The following is a 26,647-nucleotide window of genomic DNA, read 5'->3' on the forward strand; positions in this document are numbered from 1 at the left end:
TGTTGCTCAGCTCCATCGCCACCAGTAACGTATCGCTGTTATGTGAGTTGTCCGTCATGCTGTCCTCCTTTTGTTGTTCCACTAAGGATTATAGCGATTGCGGCAACTCACATAGCATCTACAGTTTTTCTGATTCCGGTTTTGTAGGCCGGGGGCCCTCCTTGTCCGCCGAAGGAGTAACCCGGCGGATACGGTTAAATACCGAATTTCTTACGGAAATGGTATGATACATAAACCGCATAACATTCGGTTTATAAGCAAGGCAACCGGGACGGTTGCGATACGTACCGCCGCCGTCCCGGCGGCCTTGAATAAATGCCGAACCGGTATGATCCGGAAAATAAAAAAGCCCGTCGAGTGACGGGCTTTTCGTGGAAGCGGTGACCGCTTATTCCACGGTGACCTTGTAGTAGATCACCGGCAGATTTGCCCGTTCCGCATCGGTATCTGTGTAACTGGAGAAGTTGTCATCGCGGTACAGCAACGTCCAGCCGCTTAACAGATCTGTGGTGTACAAGACCGTGTAGGTACGGGGAAGATTATCGTCGGCTTTCGGCCACGAGATCGTTCTGGAACCGTCCGGGCTTTGCACAACACTCATTCCGAAAACGGAATCCGCACTGGCTTCATCGGTTCCTGCCAGCACCTCCGCTACATCGCTCATGCCGTCTTCGTCGCTGTCCAGCGAGGAAAACACGCTTTCCACACTGTTGGTGGCGATAAAGAGAACTGAAACGGGAGTGCTTGTGGTTTTAATAACAAGATTCGTTGTGATATTCGTTACTCCGCCGACCACATTGGTTGTGATATTCGTACCGGGAAGCAGACCCAGATGATAAATATCGAACGTGGTGTTAACAGGAACATTATTTGATCCGTCTGGAGATAGACTACGGGCATCACCGAAAATCTCAATCACCTGTGTGCCGCCGACTGGAAGAGCTCCGGATGTTGGATCCGCAGTGATTACAACCCGGTTGGACGGCTGGAGATAGAGCGCCTGTTCGCCTATTGTTTTGCGGTACAATGTTACAAAGTTGGTTGCAATAACATTGGTAACGATCGTGTCATACACATTGGTGACCGTGTAGGTGTATACCTTAAAGAGGGCGGTTGTGGTGTCATTACTCAGCGAGGCAGGCTGTGTAAAGGTGGACGTATTACGAACACCGATTACCGTGGAGGGCCAGATATCGCCCGTCAGATACTGGTATTGGAAACGAATCGACCCATCCCGGTTCAGGATAGCTTGAAAGGTGAGATTGCTTCCGCCGCCGGACTGGTTCATGTTTTCCCATGTAACCACGAGTTGACTCGAGTTACCCCAATAACGAACAGACGTACTGGTCGCAAGAAACAGGTCGCCCCAGTATGGTGCAATGAAATTATTGGGAACCGGATTGGTGAAGGTCGTACTGTTGGAATACCCTCTGAACAAAAACGAACGATCCGCTGTCGCAAGTGTATTGGTGAAGGCAATTGTATTTGTGATGCCTCCGGTTGTGTTCGTCTGGTATTCAATCTGGTGAACCTCCATCGGGCGGGCTTCGCCCAGCGAAATTCCGCCATTCACACCGATTGAAAAATTGGTATAGACCTGGCCGTAGAACGGGAAGGAGAACCCGATCGGAAGCAACTGACTGTAGCCTTCATCGGTTCCGCCGGTCCACACGATGGCCGGATTGGCGTCCAACGGAAGCCTCGTATTCCAGACATAATTGGTTCCGCGCCATTTGTATCCGCCCGTTTGAGCGCCGGTATCGGTGATCGTATAGTCCAGCGCAACATCGCCGGTATTCGTGATCGTCATGGATGTTTTGGTGATGGCTCCGGCCGGCCCGGCAAATGTGACAGAAGGCGGGGCTCCAAGGCTCGGATGAGATAATTCAACCACGACCGTCATCGCAACGACACTGGTCGATCCGTCGCCCCAGGTGACGGTCACGTTATAGGTATTCGTCCCGGCAGTCTGTCCGGTTGCGTCCGCTGTGTAGGTAATCGTTTGATAACTTATCGCGCTCAGGGTTCCGTTGGTTGCGTTGGAGGTAACCCACGGCCGACTTTGAGGCGTCAGAAGGAGGCTTTCAGTTTCACTGCCGGACGGGGTATAGGCGGTATTTAGCGCGTTTGAGCCGCTTTGGATACCCATCGCGCTGCCGCTCCATGAACCGTACTCATAAACATACCGGATGGCTCCATTGGTATAGAGCCAAGCCTGAAATTCATGTCCGGTCCGGTTGCCCCATGAAACAACCAGTTTGTCGGCCTGTTTCATGTAACGCACGCTGTTGGTGCTTACCGCAGTTCCCCAGAAGGGGGCGACGATCGGGTAAACGTAATGATTTGTCACATTTGCGACGATTACAGTGTTTGTAGAGGGCAGGGCAGGCGGGGTATTTGCGTTGGCACCGGCGGACGCACCGAATCCAATATTGCCAAACCGGCTGACTGAAAAGTTGGTATAGACCGTTCCGTAAAGCGGGAAACTGAAGCCGATATTCATTGCGATCGTGTCGTTACTGCCCCAGTTGGTAAACGTGGTGCTTGGATCCGGCGCATCATAGAGATTAAAGGAGACCAGCGAAGCGGTCTGAGTCGAAACCGAATAGGTGACCGGCCACGAGCCGTTGTCGCTCAGCGCGAAGGTCGTACTCTGATTGCCGGCGTTGGTCAGCGTGATGCTTCCCGACGCGGTTCCGTCCGCGGGTACGGTAATCGTCAGCGAGGAGGACACCGACGGCACCGCCCGGTTGAAGACCTGCAGACTGAACGAAGCCGTCCACGGGCCGCTTCCGCTACCCGTGTTCGTTGCAGTAAACGTATAACTGCCATCCGGTGTTCCGGCGGCAATCACCACCTGATAAGTTGTTGAGGTGGCCGAGCCGACCGTCATGGAGTTATAGTTCGCCGCGTTGCTCACTGCGGTAATAGTGAAATAGGCCGGATTGGCCGACAGAGTATGCAAGATGTTGGTGGCGGTAATGGCCCCGTTGTTGGTGCTGGGGATTGTGATATAGAGTGTTTCATTCGGTTCATACGCACCGGGGAGAATCCCGCCGCTGATTTCGGCGATGACCATTCCGTTGGTTAACGGCGTTACTCTCGGACCGACATCCAACGTAACAGCGAACGAGGTTCCATTGGTCACCGGCAGACTGTACGTCGCGCTGACCGTTCCCGAAAGCTGCCCTTGCGTGGCAACCGGTCCGGCAATCAGGCTGATGTTGCTGGCGCTGTGCGGCGCAATCGTAATCGAAGCGGGCGAAACGCTCAGCCAGCTGGCGTTATCGGTGAAAGAGGCATAGAGAGGAATCGTTGCGCTGTTGGAGACCACCAGCGAAGAATTGGTTGTTACCTGGTTCACATCCGCCGCCAGAGAAAAACTGGCAGGCGCGGCAAATACCGCTTGATAGACCTGAACCGTAAAGGAACCACTGGTTGCCACGGACGGCCCGTTGGTGACGGTAATGTTCGTCACGCTAAAGGTATAGTTTCCAACCGGTGTATTGGTTGCAACGGTAAGCACGAAAGGCGTGCTATTGCTTCCGCTGGCGGCTCCGGCAATGGTGCCGAAGGTGCTGTTTGTTACTCGGGAAAAATAAGACGCGGCGGCACCCGTTGGGATAATCACCGCCTGCACTCCCTGAGCAACCGTTCCGCTGTTATTCAGTGTCACAAACGCATTCAGCGTTTCTCCGGGTTCGGCTTTAGCATCTCCATCAGCATCCAGAACGGTTGAAGAAACGTAGGCTAAAATCGGGTTGGTTATGGCTGACGCAAATGTTCCCAGAACAATAAATTCCTGAAGTCCATTGCCGAATCCGGGGATACCGTCGTCAGCTAGATTAGATCCGCTGACAGTGCTCATGAACCCCATAGCCACAAAGTTTTCTACCAGAGTCGATCTCCAGCCGTAGATGCGGTAATAAACCGTGCTGCTGTTTACGCCATTGCCTGCCAGATCACAAGTTATGATCGGGAAAAGTGAGGGGCCTGCCTGAGCTGAAACCACAGGAGATTGCCAGGCTGTTAAGAATGCCGTATCCGTATTTACCGAGCTGACTTTGACGACCCAGTTGGTCGGGACATTCCCATTATTGCCAGTTGCGCGGAACAGAATGTTGGTCAGATTTACAGTGCCGTTTGTTGAAGAGACAAAGCCCGCAAAATAGTCATTCGAGTTCACGGCACCGTTTAAGGTGAAGTCCGAGTTATTCCAGTGGGTAGAATAAAATCTGTTGGTTACTCCATTGACGTTAAGTCCTGATCCGCGAGTCAGGTTGTTTGAGGTAACTCCTGCTGACTGAGTGGAAAAAGAATAACTTTCTGTCGGCGGAGTCGGGTTCCCCGGCGCGCCAAACCAGTTATATGAGACAAGCACATCTGCACTCGCCGTGCCAGCCAGCAAGAGGGCTGTCGTCAAAATCAAAATCAGTTTTTTCATAAATCACCCCAGTCGTTCTCAATCCGCATAAAAGCTATGCATCTATGACTTCCCGAAAAAAGGGAGGGGCCGGATTAACAGCGCCCTCCCTTGGATTAAGCACAGTATCAGCTTATTCGAAGGAGCGGGCGGTGTTAATCCGTCCCGAAGGCGTCACCTTTTTGGCGGTCACGAAGATCATCAGATTACGCTTAACCGCACGTTCCCCTTCGTTGCGGAAGAGCCGTCCGATCAGCGGAATGCTGCCGAGCACCGGCACCTTGTCTTCGTAGGATTCGACCTTTTCGTTGATCAGGCCGCCCATACCGATGGTGGCGCCGTCGGCAATGGTGACTTCGGTTTTAATTTCACGCTTCCGGAAAATCGGCAGTTGCGCCGTGATGGGATCGTGCGTAAAAGCCAGACCAATGCGGTACTGATACCAGGTATAAGCCGAATCTGCTGGCGCGATGTCGTAAGACTGCATGCCTTCGAGTTCGAGCAGTTTCGGGTTCAATCCCAGCTCGATCTGGTCGCCGTCAACCGTCGGGGTTACATCCAGCTCAACACCCAGCAGACGCTCGTTCCAGTCTGCGTATTTTACATGGACAATGTTACCGCCGCTTGCACCGGTTTCGTACACATCGGGATAATAGTGAAGCTGACCGACGCGGATGGTAGCTTTCTTGCCGCTCTTAGTGACAACGCGGGGAGCAGACAGCATGTCAGCGCCTGAGCTCTGATCCAGCGCGCTGATCAGGATGTCTAGCGGGGTGGATCCGCCTTTGCTTACTCTCATGTTGGCAGGGGTTGTGCTGAATGTATCTTCCATCCGGAAGGCAGTCCAGTCGCCGGAAGCAGGGGTGACACCTTGGCCTGCTGCATTATTGAATGGAAGACCGGGGGTCGCATTGCCTGGTCCGCCGCGCAGGGCGTCGTCAAATAGATATTGTCCGGCGGGGATGTTGACTCCGCCAACGGTGGAAATGGGCTGACCGACGATACTACGCCATTCAAAGCCGAGCTGTTCCAGTGTGCCTTCGGACACTTCGATAAACTTGGCTTCGATTTCAACCTGAGCCACCTCGGAGGAAACTTTGGAGACATCCATCGCAACCAGAATTTCTTCGATCACGGCCAGATTTTCACGGGTATTGCGAACGAAGAGCTTTTCAAGTTTCGGCTGGTAAACAGCCGAAGCGCCCTTCGGGAACGTCACTTCCGGGAACTTGCCGGTCACGTCCATGGCTTTGGCTGCATTTTTCATCTCCATCTTTTCAGCCGCTTCGGCGGAGATGGGGTAGGAGCGGAGGATCAGATCGGTCTTCCATGCGCCGGTCACATCTTTTATCGCGGAAACTTCCGTCTTGCGGGCATCGCGTTCCAGCAATTTACGCAGATACATCCGTGCAATCAGATTTTCCGGGTCTTTCTTGATGACGGCTTCAAATCCGCGCTGAGCGCGTTCGAATTCGCCGCCGACATACAGATCGCGGCTTTCTTCAACCATTGCTTTAACGTCAGCCGGATTGGCGGCAGGAGCTTCTTTGACGGCTTCCACTGCTGCAGGTGTTTCGGCGGGAGCGGCTGCTGCAGGTACTTCAGCAACTACCGGCTTTTTATCGGCTTTGTGCCAGAATTTCCATCCTTTGGATTCTTTGGCAACGACCGGTTTGGCTTCTACTGCGGGAATTTCTGCAACCACCACCGGAGCGGGGGCCACAACGGCAGGAACAGGTTCAACAACGACCGGGGCAGTTACCGCCGGAGCGGCAACAACCGGAGCCGCCTTGTAACCGCCGAGTTCTTTAACGATACCTTCAACGCTCTCAGACTTGTCCTGAGCGAACGCCGCGCACGCGGTCAGCGCGCCGACCATTAAAATTTTCAGTACATTTCGCATGATTTTACTCCTTAACTTAAAGATTACTTGTTCAGGGCCAGATCCGAGGCTTTGCGACCGTTTACATCCACCTGTGTGGCAGTTACAAAGATCATCAGGTTGCGCTTGACGCTCTTTTCGCCTTCCGACCGGAAGAGGCGACCGATCAGCGGGATGCTGCCCAGCACCGGAACTTTATCTTTAAAGGTTTCCAGTTTGTCGAAGATCAGGCCGCCCATGGCGACCGTGCTGCCGTCCGCTACCGTGACCTGTGTATTAATTTCACGCAGACGGTAATAGGGAATCTTGGCTGTGAGGGGCAGGAGGGGTATTTGGATTGGGCTGTCAACAAAGCCGCTAGGAAACCATGACAGGGGAAGCCACGATCCAATTGTAGAGCCCGATGCGACAGAACCGCTTACACCAGCGCCCTGCACCGGAATAATTTTTGCATCGGTCGGTGTGGACTGGTAGGGATCGTAGCCAACCAGATCAACCACTTTGGGTTTCAGGTCGAGGTCGATCAGCTTGTCAGCGCGGATTTTCGGGGTCACTTCAAGCTGAACGCCCATCAGCATTTTTTCGAGGTCGTTCTGAACATAGAGACTGCTGTCGGAGCTTTTTACATCGTAACCCTTCGCAATAACACGGTCTTCGCCGACCATGATCGTCGCTTTGTTGCCGTCGCGGGTGGTGATGCTTGGAGCGGAGAGAACATCGGTGTCATCCGACTGTTCCAATGCGTTAACAACGAGCGTCCAGTCTAGTCTTCCATCCCGGACAAATGTGAGAGTGTCTGAGGCTACGCCGGAACCGATGGCACCAGCCGTTGTGCGAAGGCCGGAACTCAAGAGGGGCTGACCCGCTGGGATGGAAATTGCATCCATAATGTGAAGATCGCCACCTTTGAAATTATCAAACGTCCACTTAAAGCCCAGTTCGTTAAGGGTGCTCTGGTTGACTTCCACAAATTTTGTTTCGATCTGAACCTGTTTGCCCATCAATTCGCGTACGGCACTGCTTTGTTCGGCCAGTACGTCTTCCATGGAAAGAACATTGCCAAGAGTCTGGCGGACGAAGAGGCGGTTGAATTCGGGGCGGAAGAAAGCGGAGGTTCCTTTTTTAAACTCGATGCCGCTGAAAAAACCGCTTACGTCAACGACGGTACCAGGGGCAGCTTCTGCGCCGCCGGTCAGTTCTTTGCCGACTTTGTCGGATACCTTATAGGAGCGGAAGACGATGTCGTTCGAAGAATCCCAGGCGCTGGCGATTTCAAGTGCGGCGGTTTTTTCCGTCTTATCAATCGGATTGGATTTGAATACGGCTTTAACGCCGTTGACGGCGGTTATCGTCTCATCGGAGACGAACTTAACTGTATCGCCGACCACGTTTACGGTGTCGCGCGGAGCGGATTTGATTTCTCTTACCGCGCTTTCCAGAACGACATCGCTGTCGACTGCGTAATCCTGAGCGGTGATGATCGTTTCAGCCGGAGCGCTCTGAATGAGCAATAGGGCTGTGATTCCTGCCATTACCTTTCGCATGCCTGACTCTCCTGTTTGTTTTTTCTGTTCCGAACCCCTAACACGACACAGTTAGCTGTAGCCCCCAGGCCACCCTAATCAAAAACTGTTGAATAATCCAGACAACCGGCGTTCCTGTCAAAGCAATAAGATGAATTGTTAAAATTCAGCATAATCCTGCCGGATTGACAGGCGAAATCATGATTTTTAAGGAATGACTTGTTCTGCCGGAGCCGTTTCTCCATCTTTACCGGCATGCTTGATTTGATTTATCCGCGCAACTGTGTGCACTGCGGGGCTTCCGCTCCGGAACCGATGAGGCATATCTGCTGGGATTGTCTGTCGGACACACCCAAAGTCGAACCGCCGTTCTGCACTCTTTGCGGCGATCCGGTGGCAGGCGACATCCAGCACGACTACACCTGCTTCGCCTGTTCCCGCGAAACACCGTCATTTGATCGCGCCCGTTCCGCCGTCCGCTATGAAGGCGGCATAGGCACTGCTCTTCGGGAGCTTAAATATAAAAACTCACTTTGGGTTGTTCAGGATTTAACCGACCTGCTGCTTGCCTGTGTGCAGGCCGAATATCCCGAAGCCGAATTCGACTGGATCACTTCCGTACCGCTTCATCCGCCGCGCCGCCGCGAACGGGGGTTTAATCAGGCGGCCTTGATCGGCGGGGCGCTGGCCCGCCGGATGCACCTTCCTTTCCGCGAAAACCTGCTCCGGCGCGTCCGTCCGACTGTTACCCAAACAGGTTTGACAGCTCCCCAGCGTGCCGCTAACGTGTGCGGCGCTTTTCGGGTCGGGTTTTTTGCCCGGCCGACCGGCAAAAGGATTTTACTGGTTGATGATGTGATGACGACCGGTGCCACCGTAAATGCCTGCGCGGGTGTTCTGAAAAAAGGCGGGGCGGCTTCGGTGTATGTGGTGACGGTCGCGAGAGGATGAGAACAACGATGGAGTGATGGAATGATGGAGTAATGGAATTCTGCTTTTCCAAATACTCCAATACTCCAATACTCCAATTATTCCAAAGGATGTTCCTATGGCTTTACGATTCGGTAAGAAAAAATATTCGACGGTTCAGGTGCGCAAACGGGATGTTCCGGACGGCTTGTGGGAAAAATGCCCCGGCTGCAATGAAATCCTTTACGCCAAACAGCTCGAAGAGAGCCTTCAGGTCTGTCCGAAATGCAGTTTCCATTTCACCCTTGGCCGCCAGAAGCGCATCGAAATGTTTGCCGATGAAGGTACGTTCGTTGAATGGGATGCAGATATTACCTCCGCCGACCCGCTTGGGTTTACCGGCAAGGATTCTTACGTCGCCAAGCTCGAAGCCAACCGGAAAAAGACCGGCTTCAAAGACGCTGTCACCTGCGGTGCCGCTCAACTCAATGGACGCGACATCGGACTTGGCGTAATGGACTTTTCTTTTCTCGGCGCCAGCATGGGCAGCGTGGTTGGTGAGAAAATCACCCGCCTCATTGAGCGCTGCACCGCCGAAAAGCGGCCGTGCATCATCGTTTGCGCTTCCGGCGGCGCCCGCATGTATGAAGGACTTTACAGCCTTATGCAGATGGCCAAAACCAGCGCCGCGCTGGCCCGCCACGCCAAAGCCGGTCTGCCGTACATTCCGGTGCTCACCCATCCGACGATGGCCGGCGTCATGGCCAGTTTCGCCACGCTTGGTGATGTCATCGTTGCCGAACCCGGCGCACTGATCGGCTTTGCCGGACCACGCGTTATTAAGGAAACCACCCAGCAGGATCTGCCGGAAGGCTTCCAGCGCGCCGAGTTCCTTGAAAAGCACGGGCTCATTGACATGGTCGTTCCGCGCCCGCAACTCAAGGCGCGTCTGGCTCTGGTTCTCGACTACATGGCCGATAATGCTCAATGAGCAATATTCAATACGCAATGCTCAAGGACTTTGAAAATGGGAATTGAACATTGAATATTGAAAATTCTCTCTCGTCCCTGTTTGCGCGGACAGTGCACGGCATCCAGCCTGAGCTTGATGTGACGGTTGCGCTGCTTGAAAAGCTCGGCAATCCTCACAAGAGCCTGAAATGCATCCACGTCGCCGGAACCAACGGTAAAGGTTCGGTCTGCGCCATGATGGAATCGGTTCTGCGCGCTTCCGGATTTAAAACCGGACTCTACACCTCGCCGCATTTGTTCCGCTTCAACGAACGCTTCCGCGTCAACGGGCGTGAAATTCCCGATCCGGCTTTGGCTCAGCTTATTGCCGACGTCGAAGCCGCCGCGCAAAGCCTGACAACGCGCCCGGCCACTTTTTTTGAAATCTCCACTGCCATGGCGTTTGAATATTTTAAACGCGAAAAGGTGGACTATGCTGTCATCGAAACCGGTATGGGCGGACGCTGGGACGCCACCAATGTTATTCAGCCGCTTCTTTCTGTTATCACCCGTATTGATTTCGACCACGCCGAATATCTCGGAACCGAAATCGAAAAAATCGCCGGGGAAAAAGCCGGTATCATCAAATCCGGCGCGCCGGTGATCTGCGGCCCGATGCCGGTCGAGGCCGAAGCGGTTATCTATAAAGAAGCCAAAGAGAAAAAAGTTCCAATCCTTGGAAGCGACGAAGCGGTCTTTTTCCAAATTCTGGAAGCCCGCCGTGACGATCAGCTTCTACATATCGAAGCCAGCGGCCACGAATACCCGAACGTCCGCCTGCCGCTCGCCGGAAATTTTCAGATGGAAAACTGCGGCATCGCCGTCGCCGCGCTCGAAGATCTGGCCGACATTGAAGGCATCCGCCTTCAAATGAAACGGGGGCTCGAAGCCGTCAAATGGCCAGGCCGCTTTCAGCTTCTTCAACAGAAGCCGCCGGTGCTTTATGACGGCGCGCATAATGTCTGCGGTGCCCGTGCGCTGTTCCAAACTCTGGGTGAAATTTTTCCAGGTTTTGGAAACGGATTCTTTTTCGGCTTCATGAAGGATAAAGACGTCGAAGGAATTCTGAAAACGCTCAAACCTGCCGTCGAAAAAGCCTGGGCATTTACATTACCCGGCGACCGCGCGATGCCTGCGGAGCAGATTGCCGCCATCGGAACAAAAATCGGAATGGACATTCAGCCCGTCAGCGGCATACAACCGGCGATCGAGTGGCTGGACGCCGGTAAAAAGCGGCTCGTTTGTTTTACCGGTTCACTGTATCTTCCCGCAGAACTAAAAAAACATGGATTTTTCAAATGAGTGAAAAACTGCATATCGCCATCGCCTGCGGTGGAACCGGCGGACATATTTTCCCCGGACTCGCCACCGCCCGTGTTCTGAGAGAGCGCGGACACCACGTCACCCTCTGGCTCGCCGGTAAAGACGGCGAAGACACCGCCGTCAAAGGCTGGGAAGGGCGGATCGTTACGATTCCGTCGGAAGGATTTCAGTTTGGCGCTTTCCGGTCGGTGCTGACCGCGTTGCGGATTGCCGGCGCGGTGCTCCGCTGCTGGTTCATCATGCTGCGTCACCGGCCCGATGTCGTGCTGGCCATGGGCAGTTACGCTTCCATCGGCCCGTGTCTGGCGGCCCGTCTGCATGGAATTCCGTACATTCTGCACGAAGCCAACGCCATACCGGGCCGGGCGGTCCGGCTACTCGCCCCGAAGGCGCGTGCCATTGCCATTTGTTTTGAGGAAACCCGCTTTCATCTTAAAGGAATGAATGCCGTTTCTGCCGGAATGCCGCTGAGACCGGAGATTCAGGGGACAGGAGTCAGGAATCAGGAGTCAGGATTCAATCTCCTCGTCATGGGTGGATCACTCGGCGCTCATGCCATCAACGAAATGGTTTCTGAGGCCGTTTGCGCGCTGGCCGACAGCCGGATCAGCGTGACGCATTTAACCGGCGTGGCGGACGAGCAGAAAATTGCCGGGCGCTACCGCGCCGCCGGGGTGAATGCCGAAGTGCGCGCTTTCACTCAGGATATGGTGTCGCTTTATGAAAAAGCCGCGCTGGCCATCTGCCGCTCCGGCGCGTCCACCTGCGCCGAGCTCGGCGTGTTTGCTTTACCGGCGCTGCTGATTCCGTATCCGCATGCCGCCAGCGACCACCAGACCGCCAATGCCCGCGCCCTTGAAAAATTCGGCGCGGCGGATGTGATTCAGCAGAGCGTCATGACGGTCGAGTGGCTCAAAGGCTATCTGGCCGAACAGATCAGCGATTCGTCCCGGCTTGAAAAAATGCGTACGCGTTCCGCTGCACGCAATGTTCCGTTGAACGCAGCCGCAATCCTTGCCGGGGTGGTGGAAGAATGCGCCCGCAAATAGACAACCTGCTCTCAACCTCGCGCCGCATTCACATGATCGGCATCGGCGGAATCGGTATGGCGGGACTTGCTCTGCTGCTTAACGAGCGCGGGCACCGTGTCAGCGGTTGCGATGAACAGGAAAACCGGCAGACCGACTGGCTGCGCGGGAAAGGAATTTCCGTTTTGATCGGTCATGACCGGTCGCATCTGGACGGCGCCGAATGGATTATCCGTACCACCGCCGTGCCGGACGATCATCCCGAAGTGGCGAACGCGACCGTGCCGGTCAGCCGTCGCGGGGAAGTGCTACCTGCGCTGTTGCGCGACCGGTTCACCATTGCGGTCAGCGGAACCCACGGCAAAACGACGACGACGTCAATGATCGCGCAGATTCTCGGTTGCGGCTACTGCATCGGCGGCGAGGTGCCCGGTTTTGACGGCGTTGCCAAAGACGGCGAAATCATGGTGGTCGAAGCTGACGAAAGCGACGGCACGATCGTCAATTATCATCCCGACATCGCGGTTATCACGAACATCGAATACGACCACATGGAGCATCACGCCAGTGTCGAAGCGTTTGAGGCGTGCTTCAAAACCTTCATCGCCAACACAAAGCAGAAGGTTGTTTATTGCGCCGAAGATCCGGCTGCTGCGAGGCTTTGTGCCGGAAACCCGAAAGCGATTCCTTATGGCGTGGCGAGTGGCGAGTGGCGAGTGGCGTTACCGGGCCGGCATAATCGGCTGAATGCTTGCGCCGCGCTGGAAGTGTCTAAACAATGGAAAACCGGAACGGAAATTTTCCAAGCGTTGGAAGCCATCAGACCCGTTCGGCGCAGGTTTGAAAAAGTTTTTCAGGGCGAGTACACGGTCATTTCCGACTACGCGCACCATCCGACGGAAATCCGTACGCTGGTTCAGACGGTGCTGGAAACGCTCAAACCGAAACGGCTGCTTGGCGTTTTTCAGCCGCATCGCTACACGCGCACCAAGGCGCTGATGGACGATTTTCCGCCCGCGTTTCAGGGGTTGGATAAACTGTGGCTGCTGCCGGTTTATGCCGCATCGGAAAAACCGCTGGCGGGCGGAACGACGGCTGACCTTTTCAAAAAATTTCCGGCGTCCGGAAAGCCGGAAGTAAAAAGTTTGCCCGCATTGGAAAAAGCATGGCAGGAAATTCAATGCGAACTACGTGCTGGAGATGTGTTACTAATCATTGGTGCGGGCGATGTGGATAAAATTATGGAGTGCGGCGGGAAACGAAATGCCACGCCGCTTTAGCTTCAAGAGAGCGGTGTCGCCCGTTGCTTGCCACCGCACCCCAAAAGGCTGTTTATGAGATTTGTTTTATACAACATCCGGTACGGCACGGGCGGGAGAAAACTTTTTTCTCCGCTGAACGGCTATCTGCGCCGTACCGGCAAAAACTTTGAACGCATTGCAGACTTTCTGCACGATCTGAATCCCGATGTCGCCGGACTGATCGAAGTCGATGCCGGTTCGTACCGTTCGGGGAAAAGTAATCAGGCCGAAATGATTGCCGACCGGCTGGGGCACTATCACGTTTACCGCTCAAAATACGGCGAAGAATCGCTGACAAACCATTTCCCGATTCTGAATCAGCAGGGTAACGCTTTCGTGGTGCGTGACAGCGGTCATAAGGAAACCTTTCATTATTTTGATCGCGGCGTGAAGCGGCTGGTGATTGAGTTGGAGATGGAGAATGTCACCTTTTTTCTGATTCATCTGGCTCTCAGTTCACGTCTGCGCCACCGCCAGCTCGGCGATCTGTATGATCTGCTCCAGACGGTTAAAAAACCGCACATCGTCGCCGGTGATTTTAACGCGTTGTGGGGCGAGCAGGAGGTGCGGCTGTTTCTGGCGGCGACGGGACTTAAAAATGCCCATGCGGCCGACTCGCCGACATTTCCAAGCTGGAAACCGAAACGCCATCTCGATTTTATTCTGCATAGCCCCGGGATCATCGTGGAGCAATGCTGGATGCCGGACGTTCAGTTTTCCGATCACCTGCCGATTGTCTGTGATTTCACTGTGGAACAAAAAGCGAATTAGGAAGCGTTGTGAAAAAGAAACTGGCGGGTCGAAAGAATCTGATCATTATTCTTGCCGACCAATTGCGGCGGCAGGCTCTCGCTTGCTACGGCGATCCCAATGTGAGCACACCGAACATTGACCGTCTGGCCGCAAAAGGCGTGCGCTTTAATGCGGCCTGCAGTACTTATCCGGTTTGTGTTCCTTTCCGGTTTTCTCTGATGACCGGCGAGTACGGCCACGCGAGGAATGTGCCGACCATCGACTGGCAGATGGATCCGGGCGAGCGCAGTCTGGCTGATCCGTTTAACGAAGCGGGTTATCACACGGTCTATCTCGGCAAATGGCATCTTGACGGAATTCCGTATCCGCATTTTGATGTTCCTGTGCCGCGCGAGCGGCAGGCGCGCTGGCAGAAGTGGTACGGCTTTGAACTCTGCAATAACCATTTTAACAGCTTCTATTTCGAGGATGATGATCCCGAGAAGAAGCTCATTGAGGGGTATCAGACCGACGGATTTTTCGATCTCACCATTCATCATCTTGCTGAAAAACGACCGAAGGACAAACCGTTCTGCTGCCTTCTTTCGGTTGAGCCGCCGCATTTTCCCTATGAAGCGCCGGAAGAGGATATCGCCCGCTGGCGCGACCGCGAACTGATCCTTCCCGCGACGTTTCAGCAGCGGGAAAATTATTTCTGTCCTGAGAGTACATGGGATCCGCCGATAGAGGCCGATGTTAACGACCGGCTCCGGCGTTTGCGCATCTATTACGCTATGATCGAGAATCTGGATCGTAACGTCGGTAAACTTCTGGACTGGCTCGATCACGAAGGTCTCGCCGAAAACACGATTGTCTCGCTCATTGCCGACCACGGCGAAATGGGCGGCGCGCACGGTTTCCCGACCGCAATGAAGGAGAGCAGTTTTGAAGAGGCGATTGCTATACCGTTTATTGTCTGCGATCCCTCTGTCGCGCAGACCAAAGTGATTGATGATGTTCTCTGCACAGAAGATTTTTTTCCGACTTTCTGCGGCATCGCCGGAGTTAAGGTTCCTGCCGGACTCCCCGGTCTTGACTGCTCGCCGCTGATCCGCGGCGAAAGCCGTGGCCTTGAGCGTGAGAGTGTGCTGATTGAAATGGTCGAGGAGCGTCGTCCGAAAGGAACTTTCTACGGACACAGCATGCGCGGTTTGCGCGGGCCGCGTTACAAATACACCGTCTTAAGAGGGCCGCAGGGCGGTGTCTATTCACCCGGTCATATCGCTCCGTGGCAGTTATTTGACCGGGAGAAAGATTCGCTGGAACAGCGCAACCTGTTGCTCGACCCTGAACAGGATACGGCAGAGCTTGCGCAGCGCTTGCACTGCGAGCTGGTGGAAAAACTTGAAGCGGCCAACGACGGCGAATGGATTAAGGGCTGCGCTCTTCCGTTTGCATAAGTGGTTTCTGAAACCCATCCGTTCTGAAAATAAAAACACTAAATCATGGAATGGATCCGTTCTCTGCCGCAACATGCACACCTACACCAGTCAAAGGATTAGCAATATGAAAAACTTTCTTTGCAGAAAATGGATATTGTTTGCCAGTACCGCGCTGTTCTTTTGTTCGTTCTCAGCGGAAATTTTTGCGTCGTCACTTTCGGATAGTGTGCTGGCGTTAACGCCGCGCCGCGCCGGAATTCTTGTTCTCGTGCATGGCGATGAAGCAACAGCCAAAGGTTTTGCCGCGAACAGCCGGTTTATAATTCATGTTCTGGCTGCGGATGACACGAAAGCTCAGGCTTTGCGCACGGCCTTGGTGCCGACCGGACTTCTCGGTCGCCGCATCTATGTCGATAGCATCACACTTCCAAAACTTCCATACGCCGATTATTCAATCGATTTGCTTGTTCATGCCGACAGCACCGCCGCCGATCTGACGCCTGCGTACTCCGCCGAGCTGCGGCGTGTGATTGCTCCGTATGTCGGCGTAGCGGTTGTCGGAAACGCCGCGAATCTTACACCGGCTCAGGTTGCCGCGTGGGCCGGGAAAGACGCCGCAGTGCCAGCCATTTCCGGCGCATGGGCCGCAATCAGCGTTCCGCCTCCGGCCGGCTGGGATCCTTGGTCGTACAAATTTCACGGGCCGGACAATCATCCTGTTTCGAAAGACACCCTTCAGCGTCCGCTCATTACCAAGTGGACGGCAAAACCGTTCGGACTCACTCAGCGCGGATGCAGTGAACTGATTGCTGGCGGGCGCATCGTTATTGCCGCGCGGGATACAAAAGCATACCAGCCCGGAAATGAACGCAACGATATTTTCTGCGCCTTCAATTCGGCCAATGGCGCGCTTCTTTGGAAAAAACATCTGCCGCAAAAATTTGTCACCGGACAGAATAATATGGTGCTGACTCCCGACACGCTGTTTATGGCGCTCGGTCCGGCAGTTGCTCTTATTGATCCTGAAACCGGAACAGAACGCGGGAAGGTGACATTTGAAGGAACGAGCGGCCACATCAAGTGGATCGCGCTCTCTTCCAATTATGTTTTCGCCCTTTTCGGTGCAGCCGACCAAAGCGATACCCTGCCGCCCGATTCCTATGTCTGGGGGAAAAAGGAAATCACCGTTGCGAACGCCAATATCTCCGACACCGGGACAACCCTTGCGGCATACGATACCGTGAAAAAGACGACGGTATGGGTGCATAAAGCGCCAGGCCCGATTTCTGCACGGATGATTGCGCTGGATGGGAAGACCGTTTTTTACAACGCCGAGAAAACTGCGATTGCCGCGCTGGATATGAAAAGCGGTGAAGTCCGCTGGCAGAACAGCAGTCCCGATATTCTGGCCGCAACGACGGAGAACCGTGAGCTTTTCGACGGATTCGTTGGCATCAATGATCGCGGCCTGACATCACTTCTGCAGGCGATTATTATCGGCAATAACGGAACGACGCACATGGTTGCTCTCAATCCGGACACCGGAAAAGAGCTGTGGCGGAATCAAACCAAGAAAACCGGCCGCGTAGCCCGGTGGGTTGCGATGGGCAGTAAAATTCTTTTCATGCAAAAAGGTGCGGACATTCAAACCGGAGCGGAGGTTGATGGTCTTTCATTCAAAACGGAAGGTTGCGGGATGATCACCGCCTCGCCAATGGGTATCTTTGGCACCTGCGGCCAGGCCTATGACACGCCGTCCGGCTCCGCGACGCCTTCACTTTCCGGACAGCACAAGACGCCGTGTGACGTGAGCACCTTCGTTGCCGAGGGAATGTATTTTCTCACGTCCGGACCGTGTACCTGCGGCGTTATCAGTCGCGGGATGATGGCACAGCAGGCGGCCGGAAATTTTGATTTTCATGCGAAAGCTCAGAGCGAGGAGAGGCTTCGCCGTTCCAGTGTGTCTTCGCCTGTGACCGGAAAAGTCTCCGATAGTAACGATTGGCCGACCGCGCGGCATGACTATATCCGTTCTGCCGCGACCCCGGTTGCGGTGGGGTCAAATCCGGCATTGGTTTGGAAATATCAGCCCGCCGTGCCGTTCAATGAAACAGAACAGGAACGCCGCTACGGTGTTGAAAACCGTCCCGCTCCGCCGGTGACGGCCGCCGGGATTGTTGTCGTCGGCGCGAGCGACGGCTCGCTCCGTGCCTGCGAAGAAGATGGCGGCAAGGAACTGTGGACGAGGTTCCTCGGCGGTTCGATTCTGGCATCTCCGACACTCGACAGCGGTCGTGTCTATGTCGGTTGCGGTGACGGCTATGTCTATTGCCTTTCTGCCTCCACCGGCGACGAACTCTGGCGGTTCCGCGCCGCGCCGACGGAACGGCGGATTATGATATTTGGACAGTTGTCGAGCGCCTGGCCGGTTCATAGCGGCATTCTGGTTCATGACGGGCTTGCCTACGCCGCCGCCGGAATGCTGCCCGAAGACGGATCTTTCGTTTACGCCCTCGATGCGAAGACAGGGGAAATCGTCTGGCAGAAAACCGACTTAGGTCATCAGCCCGGTCAGTCGGATTTTGGCCGCGCACCGTGCGGCGGTTTTGCTCTGGGTGCAGGCCGGTTGTGGCTTCAATGCGCCAACAGCGCGTACACATCGTTTGATTGCAAAACCGGTGAAGTCCTGCCGCTTCCGGAGCGGTACCAGAAACCCGGAATCAATCAAGGTACATTGGGTTCCGACATCGGTGTTTTCGACGACCGGTTCATCGTTTCCGGCGGCCAGCGTTTCTTTTCCGATCAGTACGAGCGAACCGGCAGCGAGTTTAAAATCGGGCGCTGGGTGCGGTTCTCGTTTCTTCCTCTCGGAAAAAATGGAACTCCCGACTTTCCGGAAGTCAGCCCGCTTCCTTTCGGCATCGTCGCGCCCGCCTTCGACAAGGATCTTATGGTCATGCCGCTTTTTTACCGGCAGAAACTTTGCGGGTGGAATGCGCCCGAAGTGGCCAAGTCCCTCACTGAGATTTATCAGGAAAACCGCGGGAAAAAGTTCCCGAATTATTCCGCCGAGCGCGTGTCCAGCAAAGGTGAATACAGCGCAAACGGCAGTAAGATTCCCGTTCTTCCGTATAATCGCTTTGGCCCGCTTGAACTGAATGTGAATGCGGTGGCACTTGCTTCTGACATGGTGATTGTCACCCACGGTAAAACCCTAGGGAAGGGCGATAACCCCTCAAAGTGGTTTGTAAGCGGGCTTGATCGCACAACAGGAAAGACGCTTTTTGAAACCGAACTTCCCTCCGAACCGCTGTTCGGCGGGCTGGCGATCAGCCGCAACAAGACGATTATTGTCGCGCTCCGGAACGGCGGACTGCTTTGCTTCCGCGGGAAGTAGAACGGGTTTTCAGGCCGGGCGGCAGGCGCTGGGCGGTTTGTTCCAAAACCGTTTAAAGGTTTTTGAAAGGTGGAACGCGTCGCAGAAGCCCAGTTTCTCGGCGGTTTCCTGAACGCTCCGCCCGTTTTCGAGCATGGCTTTGGCTTCTTCCATCCGGCGTTTCAGGATGTACTGCCGTGGTGTCTGTCCAAATTCGCGTTCGAAATGATGCGCCACAAATGAAGCCGACCGGCCCACTGTCGAGGCAAGTTGTCCGGTGGTGATTTTTTTATGCAAACGGGTTTCAATGTGATCTTCCAGTTTTTCAACCCAGGCCTTATTGCGGTAGCGGATCAACTCATTATCAATGATTGATTCGCTGACACACTTTAACAGGTGGCCGATATCAAGAGCCTTTTCAACTGTGCAGGTCGGCAGTTTGCTGTAGAGAGTTGTTAAAAATCCCGGCAGGTCGGAACCGGGAGGTCGGGTCGGATCGCGCAATTGTCCGAAGACGATGGCTCCGAGGTAAATGCCCCGCCGGTTGTAAAGCGGAACCATGCCTTCGATGAGTCCGCTGTGGCAGTGGTAGATATACACATCGCGCAGTTTTTTCGCTTCTGCCAGATGTGCTTTATCACAAGCGGCGCATTGTGCGGCCCGCTCTTTTTTTCGCCGGAAGGCCGCGCAGAACGGTGCCATGGGTTTGACGTGAAAATATTCAAGCTCATGCTCCTGCATGTCAAAGAAGGTGATACGGATATCAAAGAGCCGGTGCAGGCGGCTCATGATCTGATCCATTTCTTTCGTTGCAACGGCATATTCGATCATACGGGCTTCCTGAGTTGAGCATGTAATATCGGTTGCAGGATAATACATGAAATAGTTTTCCTGTCCATTCTCCGCCTTGGCGTTTCGCGGCAGGCTGAATCCCAACAAAAGGATTTTATATGCCGTATGTCTCAACACAAACGTTAGTCCAGCGTGCCTGCAAGGCCGGGGTCGTGATTCCAGCATTCAACATTCCCTATCTGCCGATGGTGGAGCCCGTCGTGAAGGCGCTGAAAGACTGCAACAGTGTCGGCATGCTGGTGGTCGCCCGTCTGGAATGGGAAAAATTTGAATCCCGAAGTCTCGAAGCGGTGCGCGATGAATATGAAAAGTTCAAGCTGCCCCGCCATACCCGCCTGCATCTTGACCATGTGCCGGTTATTGATGAAGACGATCTTCGCGTTGATTTCGGCGAAATCATCGGGCGGGCGATTGCGGCAGGTTATGAATCGGTCATGGTGGACGGTTCGCGCCTGCCGCTTGATGAGAATATCGCCTGCACAAAGAAAATTGTGGATATGGCGCATGCGGCAGGAATTCCGGTGGAAGCCGAACTGGGCGCGGTGATGGGACACGAAGCCGGGCCGCTCCCGCCGTACGAAGAGCTTTTTGCATCCGGAAAAGGATTTACCGATCCGGACGAGGCCAGACAATTTGTTAATGCGACCGGCGTTGACTGGCTGTCCGTGGCAATCGGCAATATCCATGGGGCGATTTCCGCCGCCGCCAAAGGGAAGCAGAAGGTCGCCGCCCGCCTCAATATCGAACACCTCGACCGGATTCATAAGAGCACCGGAATTCCGCTGGTGCTCCACGGCGGCACGGGCATCCGCAAAGAATACATTATGGATTCCATTCGGCACGGCATCGCCAAAATTAATGTGGCGACCGCGATCCGCCAGCCGTATGAGCAGATGATTGGGCAGGGCGTTGCGGCGGCGCAAAATGCAGTTTATGACGCGATGTTGACCGTGATTCGTGAAGATATAGAAACAGAGGACTCTGCAAAAATTCTTAACCCGGAAGGCTGATCATGATGAAAACTAAAACCGTTACATTCGCACTCTATTTCGGCAACCGGGGTTTTTTCCCGGAAAAACTGGTTTCCGGCGCCCGCGCTGAAATGTCCGCTGTTCTCAAAAAACTGGGCTACGGCTCGTTGCTGATGGACGAATCGCTCACAAAGTTCGGGGCAATCGAAGGCGCTGATGACGGCATTAAATATGCGCAATTCCTGAAAGATAACCGCGGCCGGTATGACGGCGTCATTCTCTGCCTCCCGAACTTCGGCGATGAAACCGGCGCCATTGCCGCTCTTCAGGACTGCGGTGTGCCGATTCTGATTCAGGCGTATCCCGACGAGTTGAATAAGATGGGCTTTGCCGACCGGCGCGACGCCTTCTGCGGAAAATTTTCTGTGATGGATGTTTTCTGCCAGTACGGTCTGCCGTTTACCACCTTTCAGCCGCACACCGTGGCACCGTCCAGCAAAACCTTTGAAATGCAAATTCATCAGTTTGCGGCGGTTTGCCGCGTGACGAACAACATGAAACGGATGACGGTCGGCGCCATCGGCGCACGCACAACTGCTTTCAAGACCGTTCGCTTCGATGAGCTGACACTTCAGCGTTACGGAATCACCACGGAAGCTCTCGATCTTTCCGAAGTGTTTCTGCGGGTTCGTGACATTAAAACAACGAGCGACTCATTTGCCGCTAAAGCCGAGCGGTTGAAAAACTATACCAACTGGAACGGTGTCCCGGCCGCAAAGTTTGAAATGCTCACCAAGGTGAATGTCGTTCTTGACGACATTATTGCCGACTACAAACTGGATTGCATGGCGCTGCGGTGCTGGATTGAAATCGAAAAAGAGCTGGGCATTTCTCCCTGCGTTTTGCTCAGTGAGCTGAACGATCGCGGAATTGTTTCGGCGTGCGAGCTGGATGTCTGTAATGCGGTGCCGATGTACGCATTGCACCTCGCTTCACAGCGTCCAGCCACCTGCCTCGACTGGAATAATAACTACGGAGACGATCCGGATAAGTGCATCCTCTTCCACTGCGGGCCCGTGCCGCAGGGTCTCATGACCGCCAAAGGGCAGGTCATTGACCACCCGATGTTTGCCAAGGCAATGGGTGCCGGTTGCGGCTGGGGTTGCAATGTCGGGCGCATTGCTCCAACACCGATGACCTTCGCCAGCTCAAAAACCGCTGACGGAAAACTGTACTGTTATCTTGGAGAAGGTGAGTTTACGCAGGACAAAATTGCAGACGACTTTTTCGGTTGCGCCGGCGTTGCCCATATCAAAAATCTGCAAAACGCGCTGGAGTATGTCGGTCATGAAGGCTACCGCCATCATGTCGGCGTCACGGCCGGACATGTTGCCCCGGCGGTTCGCGAAGCGTTCACAAAATATCTCGGCTACGAGCTCAAAAATCTATGAGTCTGCTCGGCATAGACTTGGGGACAACCGGCTGTAAGGCCGGTGTGTTCGGTCTGGACGGCACCTGTATGGCGCAGGCCTACCGTGAATACAATATGCTCCATCCGCAGCCCGGCTGGTCGGAACTCGACAGCGAACAGGTTTGGCGGCAAACCAGAACCGTCATCGCTGAAGTGGTTGCAAAGAGCGCCGCGGATCCGGTTACTGCACTTTCTATCAGTGCCTTCGGCGAGGCCTTTGTTCCGGTTTCGAAGTCCCGCAAGCTGCTTGATAACAGCATTCTCTGCGTGGACAACCGGGGTGAGGAACACGTTGACCGGCTGGTCGAACATTTTGGACGGGAAAATTTGTACCGGATCAATCCGAACCTGCTTGGGCCGAACTATTCGCTGCCTAAGCTGCTTTGGCTGCGCGAAAACCGTCCGGAAGTTTACCGCCAGGCTGACCATTTCCTGCTTTGGTCCGACCTGATTGCTTTTATGCTCGGTTGCGAGCCGGTTACCAATAACTCGCACGCCAACCGCACGCTGCTGTTTGATCTCGATAAAAATGATTGGTCGGACGAATTGCTCGCGTGGAGCGGAATTCCGCGCGGGAAATTAGGACGCGTCGTTTCTGGCGGTACAGTAATCGGTACGGTTTCTGACTGCATGGCAGCCGAGTTAGGTTTGTCTAAAGGAGTCCGGGTTATTGCTGGCGGTCACGATCAATGTTGCAACGCGCTTGGGTGCGGCGGCATTACGGCGGGACGTGCAGTTTACGGAATGGGATCGTTTGATTGCATCACGCCGGTGTATGCAAAACCCGCCGATCCGCTCTGTATGTTCCGTGAGAATTTGAACATCGAGCATCACGTCCTGCCGGATTTATACGTTTCCTTCCTTTATAACCAGAGCGGCCTGCTGGTGAAATGGTTCCGCGACACGTTTGCGTCCGCCGACATTCCTCCTGCCGGAGTAAATATTTATGACTACCTTGATATGGAGCTTCCGGAAGACCCGACCCGTTTGCTGGTGCTGCCGCATTTTGATATTCCTCCGCACCATGCCGGTAAAACGTCCGGCGTGATCGTCGGGCTGAAAACCGACACCGCTCGCGGTGAAATTTTGAAAGCCATTCGCGAAGGAGCTGTACTGTATTTCATGAAGAGCATCGATTCGTTGCGGCGGATTGGAATGGATACCACGGAGTTTATTGCGTCAGGCGGCGGCGCAACGTCCAATTCAGGCTTGCAGATCAAGGCAGACATTCTGGGGATTCCGTTTGTCCGGCCCCGCATTACGGAGGCCGGCGTGCTTGGCGCGGCCATGCTGGCCGGGTTGTCCACCGATGTGTTTAAAACGGCGGAAGAGGCCGTGCATCTTTTTGTGAAGCGGGATCGTGTTTTTGAGCCGAACGCACGGCGGCACGCCATGTATCTTGAAAAGCACGCGCTCTACGAACAGCTTTATCCGTCGCTTAAACCGGTTTTACAAACGCTGTAACCGTCCTGTGATTTTTATTCCGGAGGTGCTGAAATGAAAATGAATGAAAAAAGCCCGAACCCGTACATAGGCACCATGGATCAGCTCGCTCGCATTCGCACTTCGGTTCTCGACGATGGACGCGGACGCGGCATCCGGATGGCGGATGTTGATAACGGAAGCGGTCTGCGCTTCACGGTTCTGCTGGATCGCGGCATGGATATCGGCGACGCCTCATTTAATGGCGTTCCGTTCGCGTATCAAACGCCGGTCGGACTGGTTCATCCGGCGTATTTCGAACCCGATGGACTCCGCTGGCTGCGCAGTTTTGGCGGCGGGCTGATGACCGGTTGCGGACTGCGTAATGTCGGCTCGCCGGAAGCGGAAAATGAAATGCGGGCGGACGGGCCGCTCGGACTGCATGGCCGGCTGTCCAATACGCCCGCGGAAGAGGTCAGTGTTTCCAAAGGCTGGAAAAACGACCGTTATGAACTCAGCGTGACCGGAACGGTCTGCGAAGTCAGTTTCTTCGGAGAAAATCTAAAGCTGCGCCGGACCGTTTCGACAGCGATGGGCGACAATTCGATTTCCATCTGCGACTCCGTCACCAATTGCGGTGTTCGTTCCTCTCCGCTGATGATCCTTTATCACATTAACGCCGGATTTCCGCTTTTGGACGAATCATCCGTTGTCGAAGGAAAAGTGAAAAGCACTGTGCCTCGTACGGAGAACGCCGCCGCGGGCATCGGCGAGTGGGGTGTTTGCCAGCCGCCGACGGAGGGCTATGCTGAGCAGTGTTTTTTCCATGACGTGGAAACTGATGCAGACGGATTTGCCCGGATGTCCCTGCGTAACTCGAAATCCGGTCTGGCCATGGAAGTGGCGTATCGCAAGGCTGAGTTGCCGTATTTCACCCAGTGGAAAATGATGGGACGGCAGGAATATGTTATGGGTCTTGAGCCGTCAAACTGCCATCCCGACGGGCAGACAGCGGAAAAAGACGGTGGCACATTAAAAACGATTCAGCCGGATGAAACCGTCGAGTTTCGTGTCAGAATTTCTTTTGCCGCACAGAGATTGTGACGAATCTCAGGATTCGGCGTTTTTGGATTGAGTCGCCGGGCCGGGCAGGTAGATTGTTGACCGTCTTCAAACTCAGGATTCATTGGGGTCAACACTATGCCAAAACATTTTCAAAACGTGGCCGTCCTTAAGGGCGGCTTTTCTGCAGAGCGCGACGTATCGCTCGAATCGGGCGGTGCCATTGCCGCCGGTTTGCGTAAAGCCGGTTACACGGTGACTGAAATTGATGTGACCTCACCGGATTTCACGGTTCCGGCGGGAATCGAAGCGGTGTTTATCGCACTGCACGGCACGTTTGGCGAGGATGGCGGCGTTCAGGCGCGGTTGACAGAACTCGGACTTCCGTATGTCGGTGCCGACGCAGAATCCAGCCGCCGGTCATTCGACAAGCTTCTCACGGAAATCTGTCTGCGCGAAGCAGGCGTTCCGGTTCCGGAAAGCGAAACCCTGCGGCGCGGTGACAAACGTACTCTTTCGCTGCCGGTCGCGGTAAAACCGCCCCGGCAGGGTTCCAGCGTTGGCTGTTCGCTGGTTTTCCAGGAATCGGAATGGGCGGCGGCGATGGCGGATGCTCTGAAATATGACGATGAAGTCCTCGTTCAGCGCTTTATTCCGGGTCGCGAGTTCACGGTCGGTGTCGTGGACGGTCAGGTTCTGCCGATTGTCGAGATCGTGACGGCGGCGGGCTGGTACGACTACACCGCCAAATACAAAGTGGACACCACCCGCTACGTTATTCCCGCCGAACTCGACGCCGCCACCGCCGCGCGGATGCAGAAGACCGCCATGGAAACCTTTGAAGCGCTCGGTGCGCGCGGTTTCGGACGCGTCGATTTCCGCATGACCCCGGAAGGCGGGCAGTTCGTTCTGGAACTGAATACCATTCCCGGATTCACCTCGCACAGCCTGCTTCCCAAGGCCGCCGCCGCCGCCGGAATTGAGTTTCCAGTGCTTTGTGATCGAATCATGAAAACCGCTTCGCTATAAAGGCCCCACGCACATCGACGGAGAATCGCTATGGTCGCAAGAAGACGGACGCCACCGAAAATTTATTACAGCAAAACCAAAAGTAAAACCGCGAAGAAGATGGTCGTTCGCCGCGGATTTGTGATTCTTTTGCTGGCCGCGACCGCGCTGGCTCTGCTGTTCGGGATTTTTGCCGGTCTTAAGTACACCGGATCGCTTTTTCTCTCCCGCAACCCGAAGTTTGAACTCAAGGTGATTAACATCACGACCGACGGACGGCTTCTTCCGGAGCAGCTCCGCGAATACGCCGGACTTCAGATCGGCGCAAATCTGTTTTCAGTCGATTTTGATAAACTGCGGCGGAAGCTGGAAGAAGTTCCGCTGGTCGAGTCGGTTACCATTGACCGGAAACTGCCTGATACTCTGAACATCAACGTGATTGAACGCGTGGCGATGGCGCAGATTCGCTGGAACACGCGCGGCCTGCCGTTCCTGGTTGATCGGTATGGCGTTGTCCTGCCGATGACTCGCAGCGGACAGGCGCTTCCGCTGATCGAGGGGCTGAATCTGAAAAGTTTGCGGCCCGGTGACCGGGTCGAAAAACCCGGCATCAGCCAATGTCTGGAGCTTCTTGCCGCCGCCGACCAGCTCAGTCTCGGTTCGCAGGTTGCGTTCGGAAGTTTTGACATTCGCTATCCAGATTTTGTTACAGCCATTGTGAACAACGACACGACAGTTCGCTTTCCGCAGCATTCGGCGCGCGAAAAACTGATCCGGCTGGTCAGCGTCCTGCAACTGTCGAACGAGCAGGGCCGCCGCGTACGAACGATTGATTTGACGCCGGACGGGCGGAATGTCCCGGTAACATTTTATGATTTGGTGCCGGCACCGGCACCGGCGAAATAATAAGG

Annotated in this window: 18 protein-coding genes; 14 read left to right on the plus strand and 4 right to left on the minus strand. The window is 54.7% G+C overall.

The genetic code is table 11. The features are described from left to right. Positions 1–388 precede the first annotated feature (388 nt). The 3 genes from HOO88_04305 to HOO88_04315 all read right to left on the minus strand — a co-directional run bounded on the left by HOO88_04305 (position 389) and on the right by HOO88_04315 (position 7,849). Positions 389–4,444 (minus strand): hypothetical protein, encoded by a 4,056-nt coding sequence (locus HOO88_04305; GenBank protein ID NOU35972.1) that lies wholly within the window; start codon positions 4,442–4,444, stop codon positions 389–391. A 112-nt stretch (positions 4,445–4,556) separates the two neighbouring features. Next, the gene (locus HOO88_04310; GenBank protein NOU35973.1) at positions 4,557–6,326 is read right to left on the minus strand and encodes a type II secretion system protein GspD; all 1,770 of its coding nucleotides are present in this window, start codon (positions 6,324–6,326) and stop codon (positions 4,557–4,559) included. Between the two features lie 23 nt (positions 6,327–6,349). Then, entirely contained in the window at positions 6,350–7,849 is a 1,500-nt protein-coding gene (locus tag HOO88_04315; GenBank protein ID NOU35974.1) for a hypothetical protein, read from the minus strand. A 198-nt stretch (positions 7,850–8,047) separates the two neighbouring features. On the opposite strand from HOO88_04315, the gene HOO88_04320 reads away from it, so the two are divergent. The 8 genes from HOO88_04320 (at position 8,048) to HOO88_04355 (ending at position 18,971) form a co-directional block, all read left to right on the plus strand. After that, positions 8,048–8,779 (plus strand): ComF family protein, encoded by a 732-nt coding sequence (locus HOO88_04320; GenBank protein NOU35975.1) that lies wholly within the window; start codon positions 8,048–8,050, stop codon positions 8,777–8,779. A gap of 97 nt (positions 8,780–8,876) precedes the next feature. Continuing rightward, positions 8,877–9,728, plus strand: coding sequence for an acetyl-CoA carboxylase carboxyltransferase subunit beta (locus tag HOO88_04325; GenBank protein NOU35976.1), 852 nt, complete (start codon positions 8,877–8,879; stop codon positions 9,726–9,728). 50 nt (positions 9,729–9,778) lie between these two features. Further along, on the plus strand, positions 9,779–11,050 hold the full coding sequence (locus HOO88_04330) for a bifunctional folylpolyglutamate synthase/dihydrofolate synthase (GenBank protein ID NOU35977.1): 1,272 nt from the start codon (positions 9,779–9,781) through the stop codon (positions 11,048–11,050). Continuing rightward, positions 11,047–12,120 (plus strand): UDP-N-acetylglucosamine--N-acetylmuramyl-(pentapeptide) pyrophosphoryl-undecaprenol N-acetylglucosamine transferase, encoded by a 1,074-nt coding sequence (locus tag HOO88_04335; GenBank protein NOU35978.1) that lies wholly within the window; start codon positions 11,047–11,049, stop codon positions 12,118–12,120. The genes HOO88_04330 and HOO88_04335 overlap by 4 nt, the downstream gene beginning before the upstream one ends. After that, on the plus strand, positions 12,105–13,379 hold the full coding sequence (locus HOO88_04340) for a hypothetical protein (protein NOU35979.1): 1,275 nt from the start codon (positions 12,105–12,107) through the stop codon (positions 13,377–13,379). The genes HOO88_04335 and HOO88_04340 overlap by 16 nt, the downstream gene beginning before the upstream one ends. A 54-nt stretch (positions 13,380–13,433) precedes the next feature. Then, positions 13,434–14,171: an endonuclease gene (locus HOO88_04345; protein ID NOU35980.1), complete on the plus strand. Its 738-nt coding sequence runs from the start codon at positions 13,434–13,436 to the stop codon at positions 14,169–14,171. Positions 14,172–14,179: 8 nt separating this feature from the next. Continuing rightward, complete coding sequence (locus tag HOO88_04350) at positions 14,180–15,592, plus strand: sulfatase (protein NOU35981.1); 1,413 nt, start codon at positions 14,180–14,182, stop codon at positions 15,590–15,592. Positions 15,593–15,698: 106 nt separating this feature from the next. Further along, a complete protein-coding gene (locus HOO88_04355; protein NOU35982.1) occupies positions 15,699–18,971 on the plus strand; it encodes a PQQ-binding-like beta-propeller repeat protein in 3,273 nt (1,090 codons plus the stop codon). 9 nt (positions 18,972–18,980) lie between these two features. On the opposite strand, the gene HOO88_04360 is transcribed toward HOO88_04355, so the two are convergent. Beyond that, positions 18,981–19,781 (minus strand): helix-turn-helix domain-containing protein, encoded by an 801-nt coding sequence (locus HOO88_04360; protein ID NOU35983.1) that lies wholly within the window; start codon positions 19,779–19,781, stop codon positions 18,981–18,983. Positions 19,782–19,900: 119 nt separating this feature from the next. Here HOO88_04360 and HOO88_04365 point away from each other — a divergent pair, with 119 nt between their 5' ends. The 6 genes from HOO88_04365 (at position 19,901) to HOO88_04390 (ending at position 26,642) form a co-directional block, all read left to right on the plus strand. Next, a complete protein-coding gene (locus HOO88_04365; GenBank protein NOU35984.1) occupies positions 19,901–20,812 on the plus strand; it encodes a class II fructose-bisphosphate aldolase in 912 nt (303 codons plus the stop codon). Between the two features lie 5 nt (positions 20,813–20,817). Next, positions 20,818–22,224: a hypothetical protein gene (locus HOO88_04370; GenBank protein NOU35985.1), complete on the plus strand. Its 1,407-nt coding sequence runs from the start codon at positions 20,818–20,820 to the stop codon at positions 22,222–22,224. Continuing rightward, positions 22,221–23,708 carry a hypothetical protein gene (locus HOO88_04375; protein NOU35986.1) on the plus strand — a complete coding sequence of 496 codons (1,488 nt, stop codon included), beginning with the start codon at positions 22,221–22,223 and terminating at the stop codon, positions 23,706–23,708. The genes HOO88_04370 and HOO88_04375 overlap by 4 nt, the downstream gene beginning before the upstream one ends. Before the next feature lie 33 nt (positions 23,709–23,741). Further along, entirely contained in the window at positions 23,742–24,770 is a 1,029-nt protein-coding gene (locus HOO88_04380; GenBank protein NOU35987.1) for an aldose 1-epimerase family protein, read from the plus strand. 96 nt (positions 24,771–24,866) lie between these two features. Next, positions 24,867–25,757: a D-alanine--D-alanine ligase gene (locus tag HOO88_04385; GenBank protein NOU35988.1), complete on the plus strand. Its 891-nt coding sequence runs from the start codon at positions 24,867–24,869 to the stop codon at positions 25,755–25,757. Between the two features lie 30 nt (positions 25,758–25,787). Continuing rightward, a complete protein-coding gene (locus tag HOO88_04390) occupies positions 25,788–26,642 on the plus strand; it encodes an FtsQ-type POTRA domain-containing protein (GenBank protein ID NOU35989.1) in 855 nt (284 codons plus the stop codon). The last annotated feature ends 5 nt before the right edge of the window (positions 26,643–26,647 follow it).

The sequence above is a fragment of the Kiritimatiellaceae bacterium genome (assembly GCA_013141415.1).
In the GTDB taxonomy this organism is placed as follows: Bacteria; Verrucomicrobiota; Kiritimatiellia; order Kiritimatiellales; family Tichowtungiaceae; genus Tichowtungia.

What these genes read in the sequence shown, in the direction of transcription:
- HOO88_04305 (NOU35972.1), bottom strand. Translation starts at nt 4,444, where the DNA reads ATGAAAAAACTGATTTTGATTTTGACGACAGCCCTCTTGCTGGCTGGC.
- HOO88_04310 (NOU35973.1), bottom strand. Translation starts at nt 6,326, where the DNA reads ATGCGAAATGTACTGAAAATTTTAATGGTCGGCGCGCTGACCGCGTGC.
- HOO88_04315 (NOU35974.1), bottom strand. Translation starts at nt 7,849, where the DNA reads ATGCGAAAGGTAATGGCAGGAATCACAGCCCTATTGCTCATTCAGAGC.
- HOO88_04325 (NOU35976.1), top strand. Translation starts at nt 8,877, where the DNA reads ATGGCTTTACGATTCGGTAAGAAAAAATATTCGACGGTTCAGGTGCGC.
- HOO88_04335 (NOU35978.1), top strand. Translation starts at nt 11,047, where the DNA reads ATGAGTGAAAAACTGCATATCGCCATCGCCTGCGGTGGAACCGGCGGA.
- HOO88_04340 (NOU35979.1), top strand. Translation starts at nt 12,105, where the DNA reads ATGCGCCCGCAAATAGACAACCTGCTCTCAACCTCGCGCCGCATTCAC.
- HOO88_04345 (NOU35980.1), top strand. Translation starts at nt 13,434, where the DNA reads ATGAGATTTGTTTTATACAACATCCGGTACGGCACGGGCGGGAGAAAA.
- HOO88_04355 (NOU35982.1), top strand. Translation starts at nt 15,699, where the DNA reads ATGAAAAACTTTCTTTGCAGAAAATGGATATTGTTTGCCAGTACCGCG.
- HOO88_04360 (NOU35983.1), bottom strand. Translation starts at nt 19,781, where the DNA reads ATGATCGAATATGCCGTTGCAACGAAAGAAATGGATCAGATCATGAGC.
- HOO88_04365 (NOU35984.1), top strand. Translation starts at nt 19,901, where the DNA reads ATGCCGTATGTCTCAACACAAACGTTAGTCCAGCGTGCCTGCAAGGCC.
- HOO88_04370 (NOU35985.1), top strand. Translation starts at nt 20,818, where the DNA reads ATGAAAACTAAAACCGTTACATTCGCACTCTATTTCGGCAACCGGGGT.
- HOO88_04375 (NOU35986.1), top strand. Translation starts at nt 22,221, where the DNA reads ATGAGTCTGCTCGGCATAGACTTGGGGACAACCGGCTGTAAGGCCGGT.
- HOO88_04380 (NOU35987.1), top strand. Translation starts at nt 23,742, where the DNA reads ATGAAAATGAATGAAAAAAGCCCGAACCCGTACATAGGCACCATGGAT.
- HOO88_04385 (NOU35988.1), top strand. Translation starts at nt 24,867, where the DNA reads ATGCCAAAACATTTTCAAAACGTGGCCGTCCTTAAGGGCGGCTTTTCT.
- HOO88_04390 (NOU35989.1), top strand. Translation starts at nt 25,788, where the DNA reads ATGGTCGCAAGAAGACGGACGCCACCGAAAATTTATTACAGCAAAACC.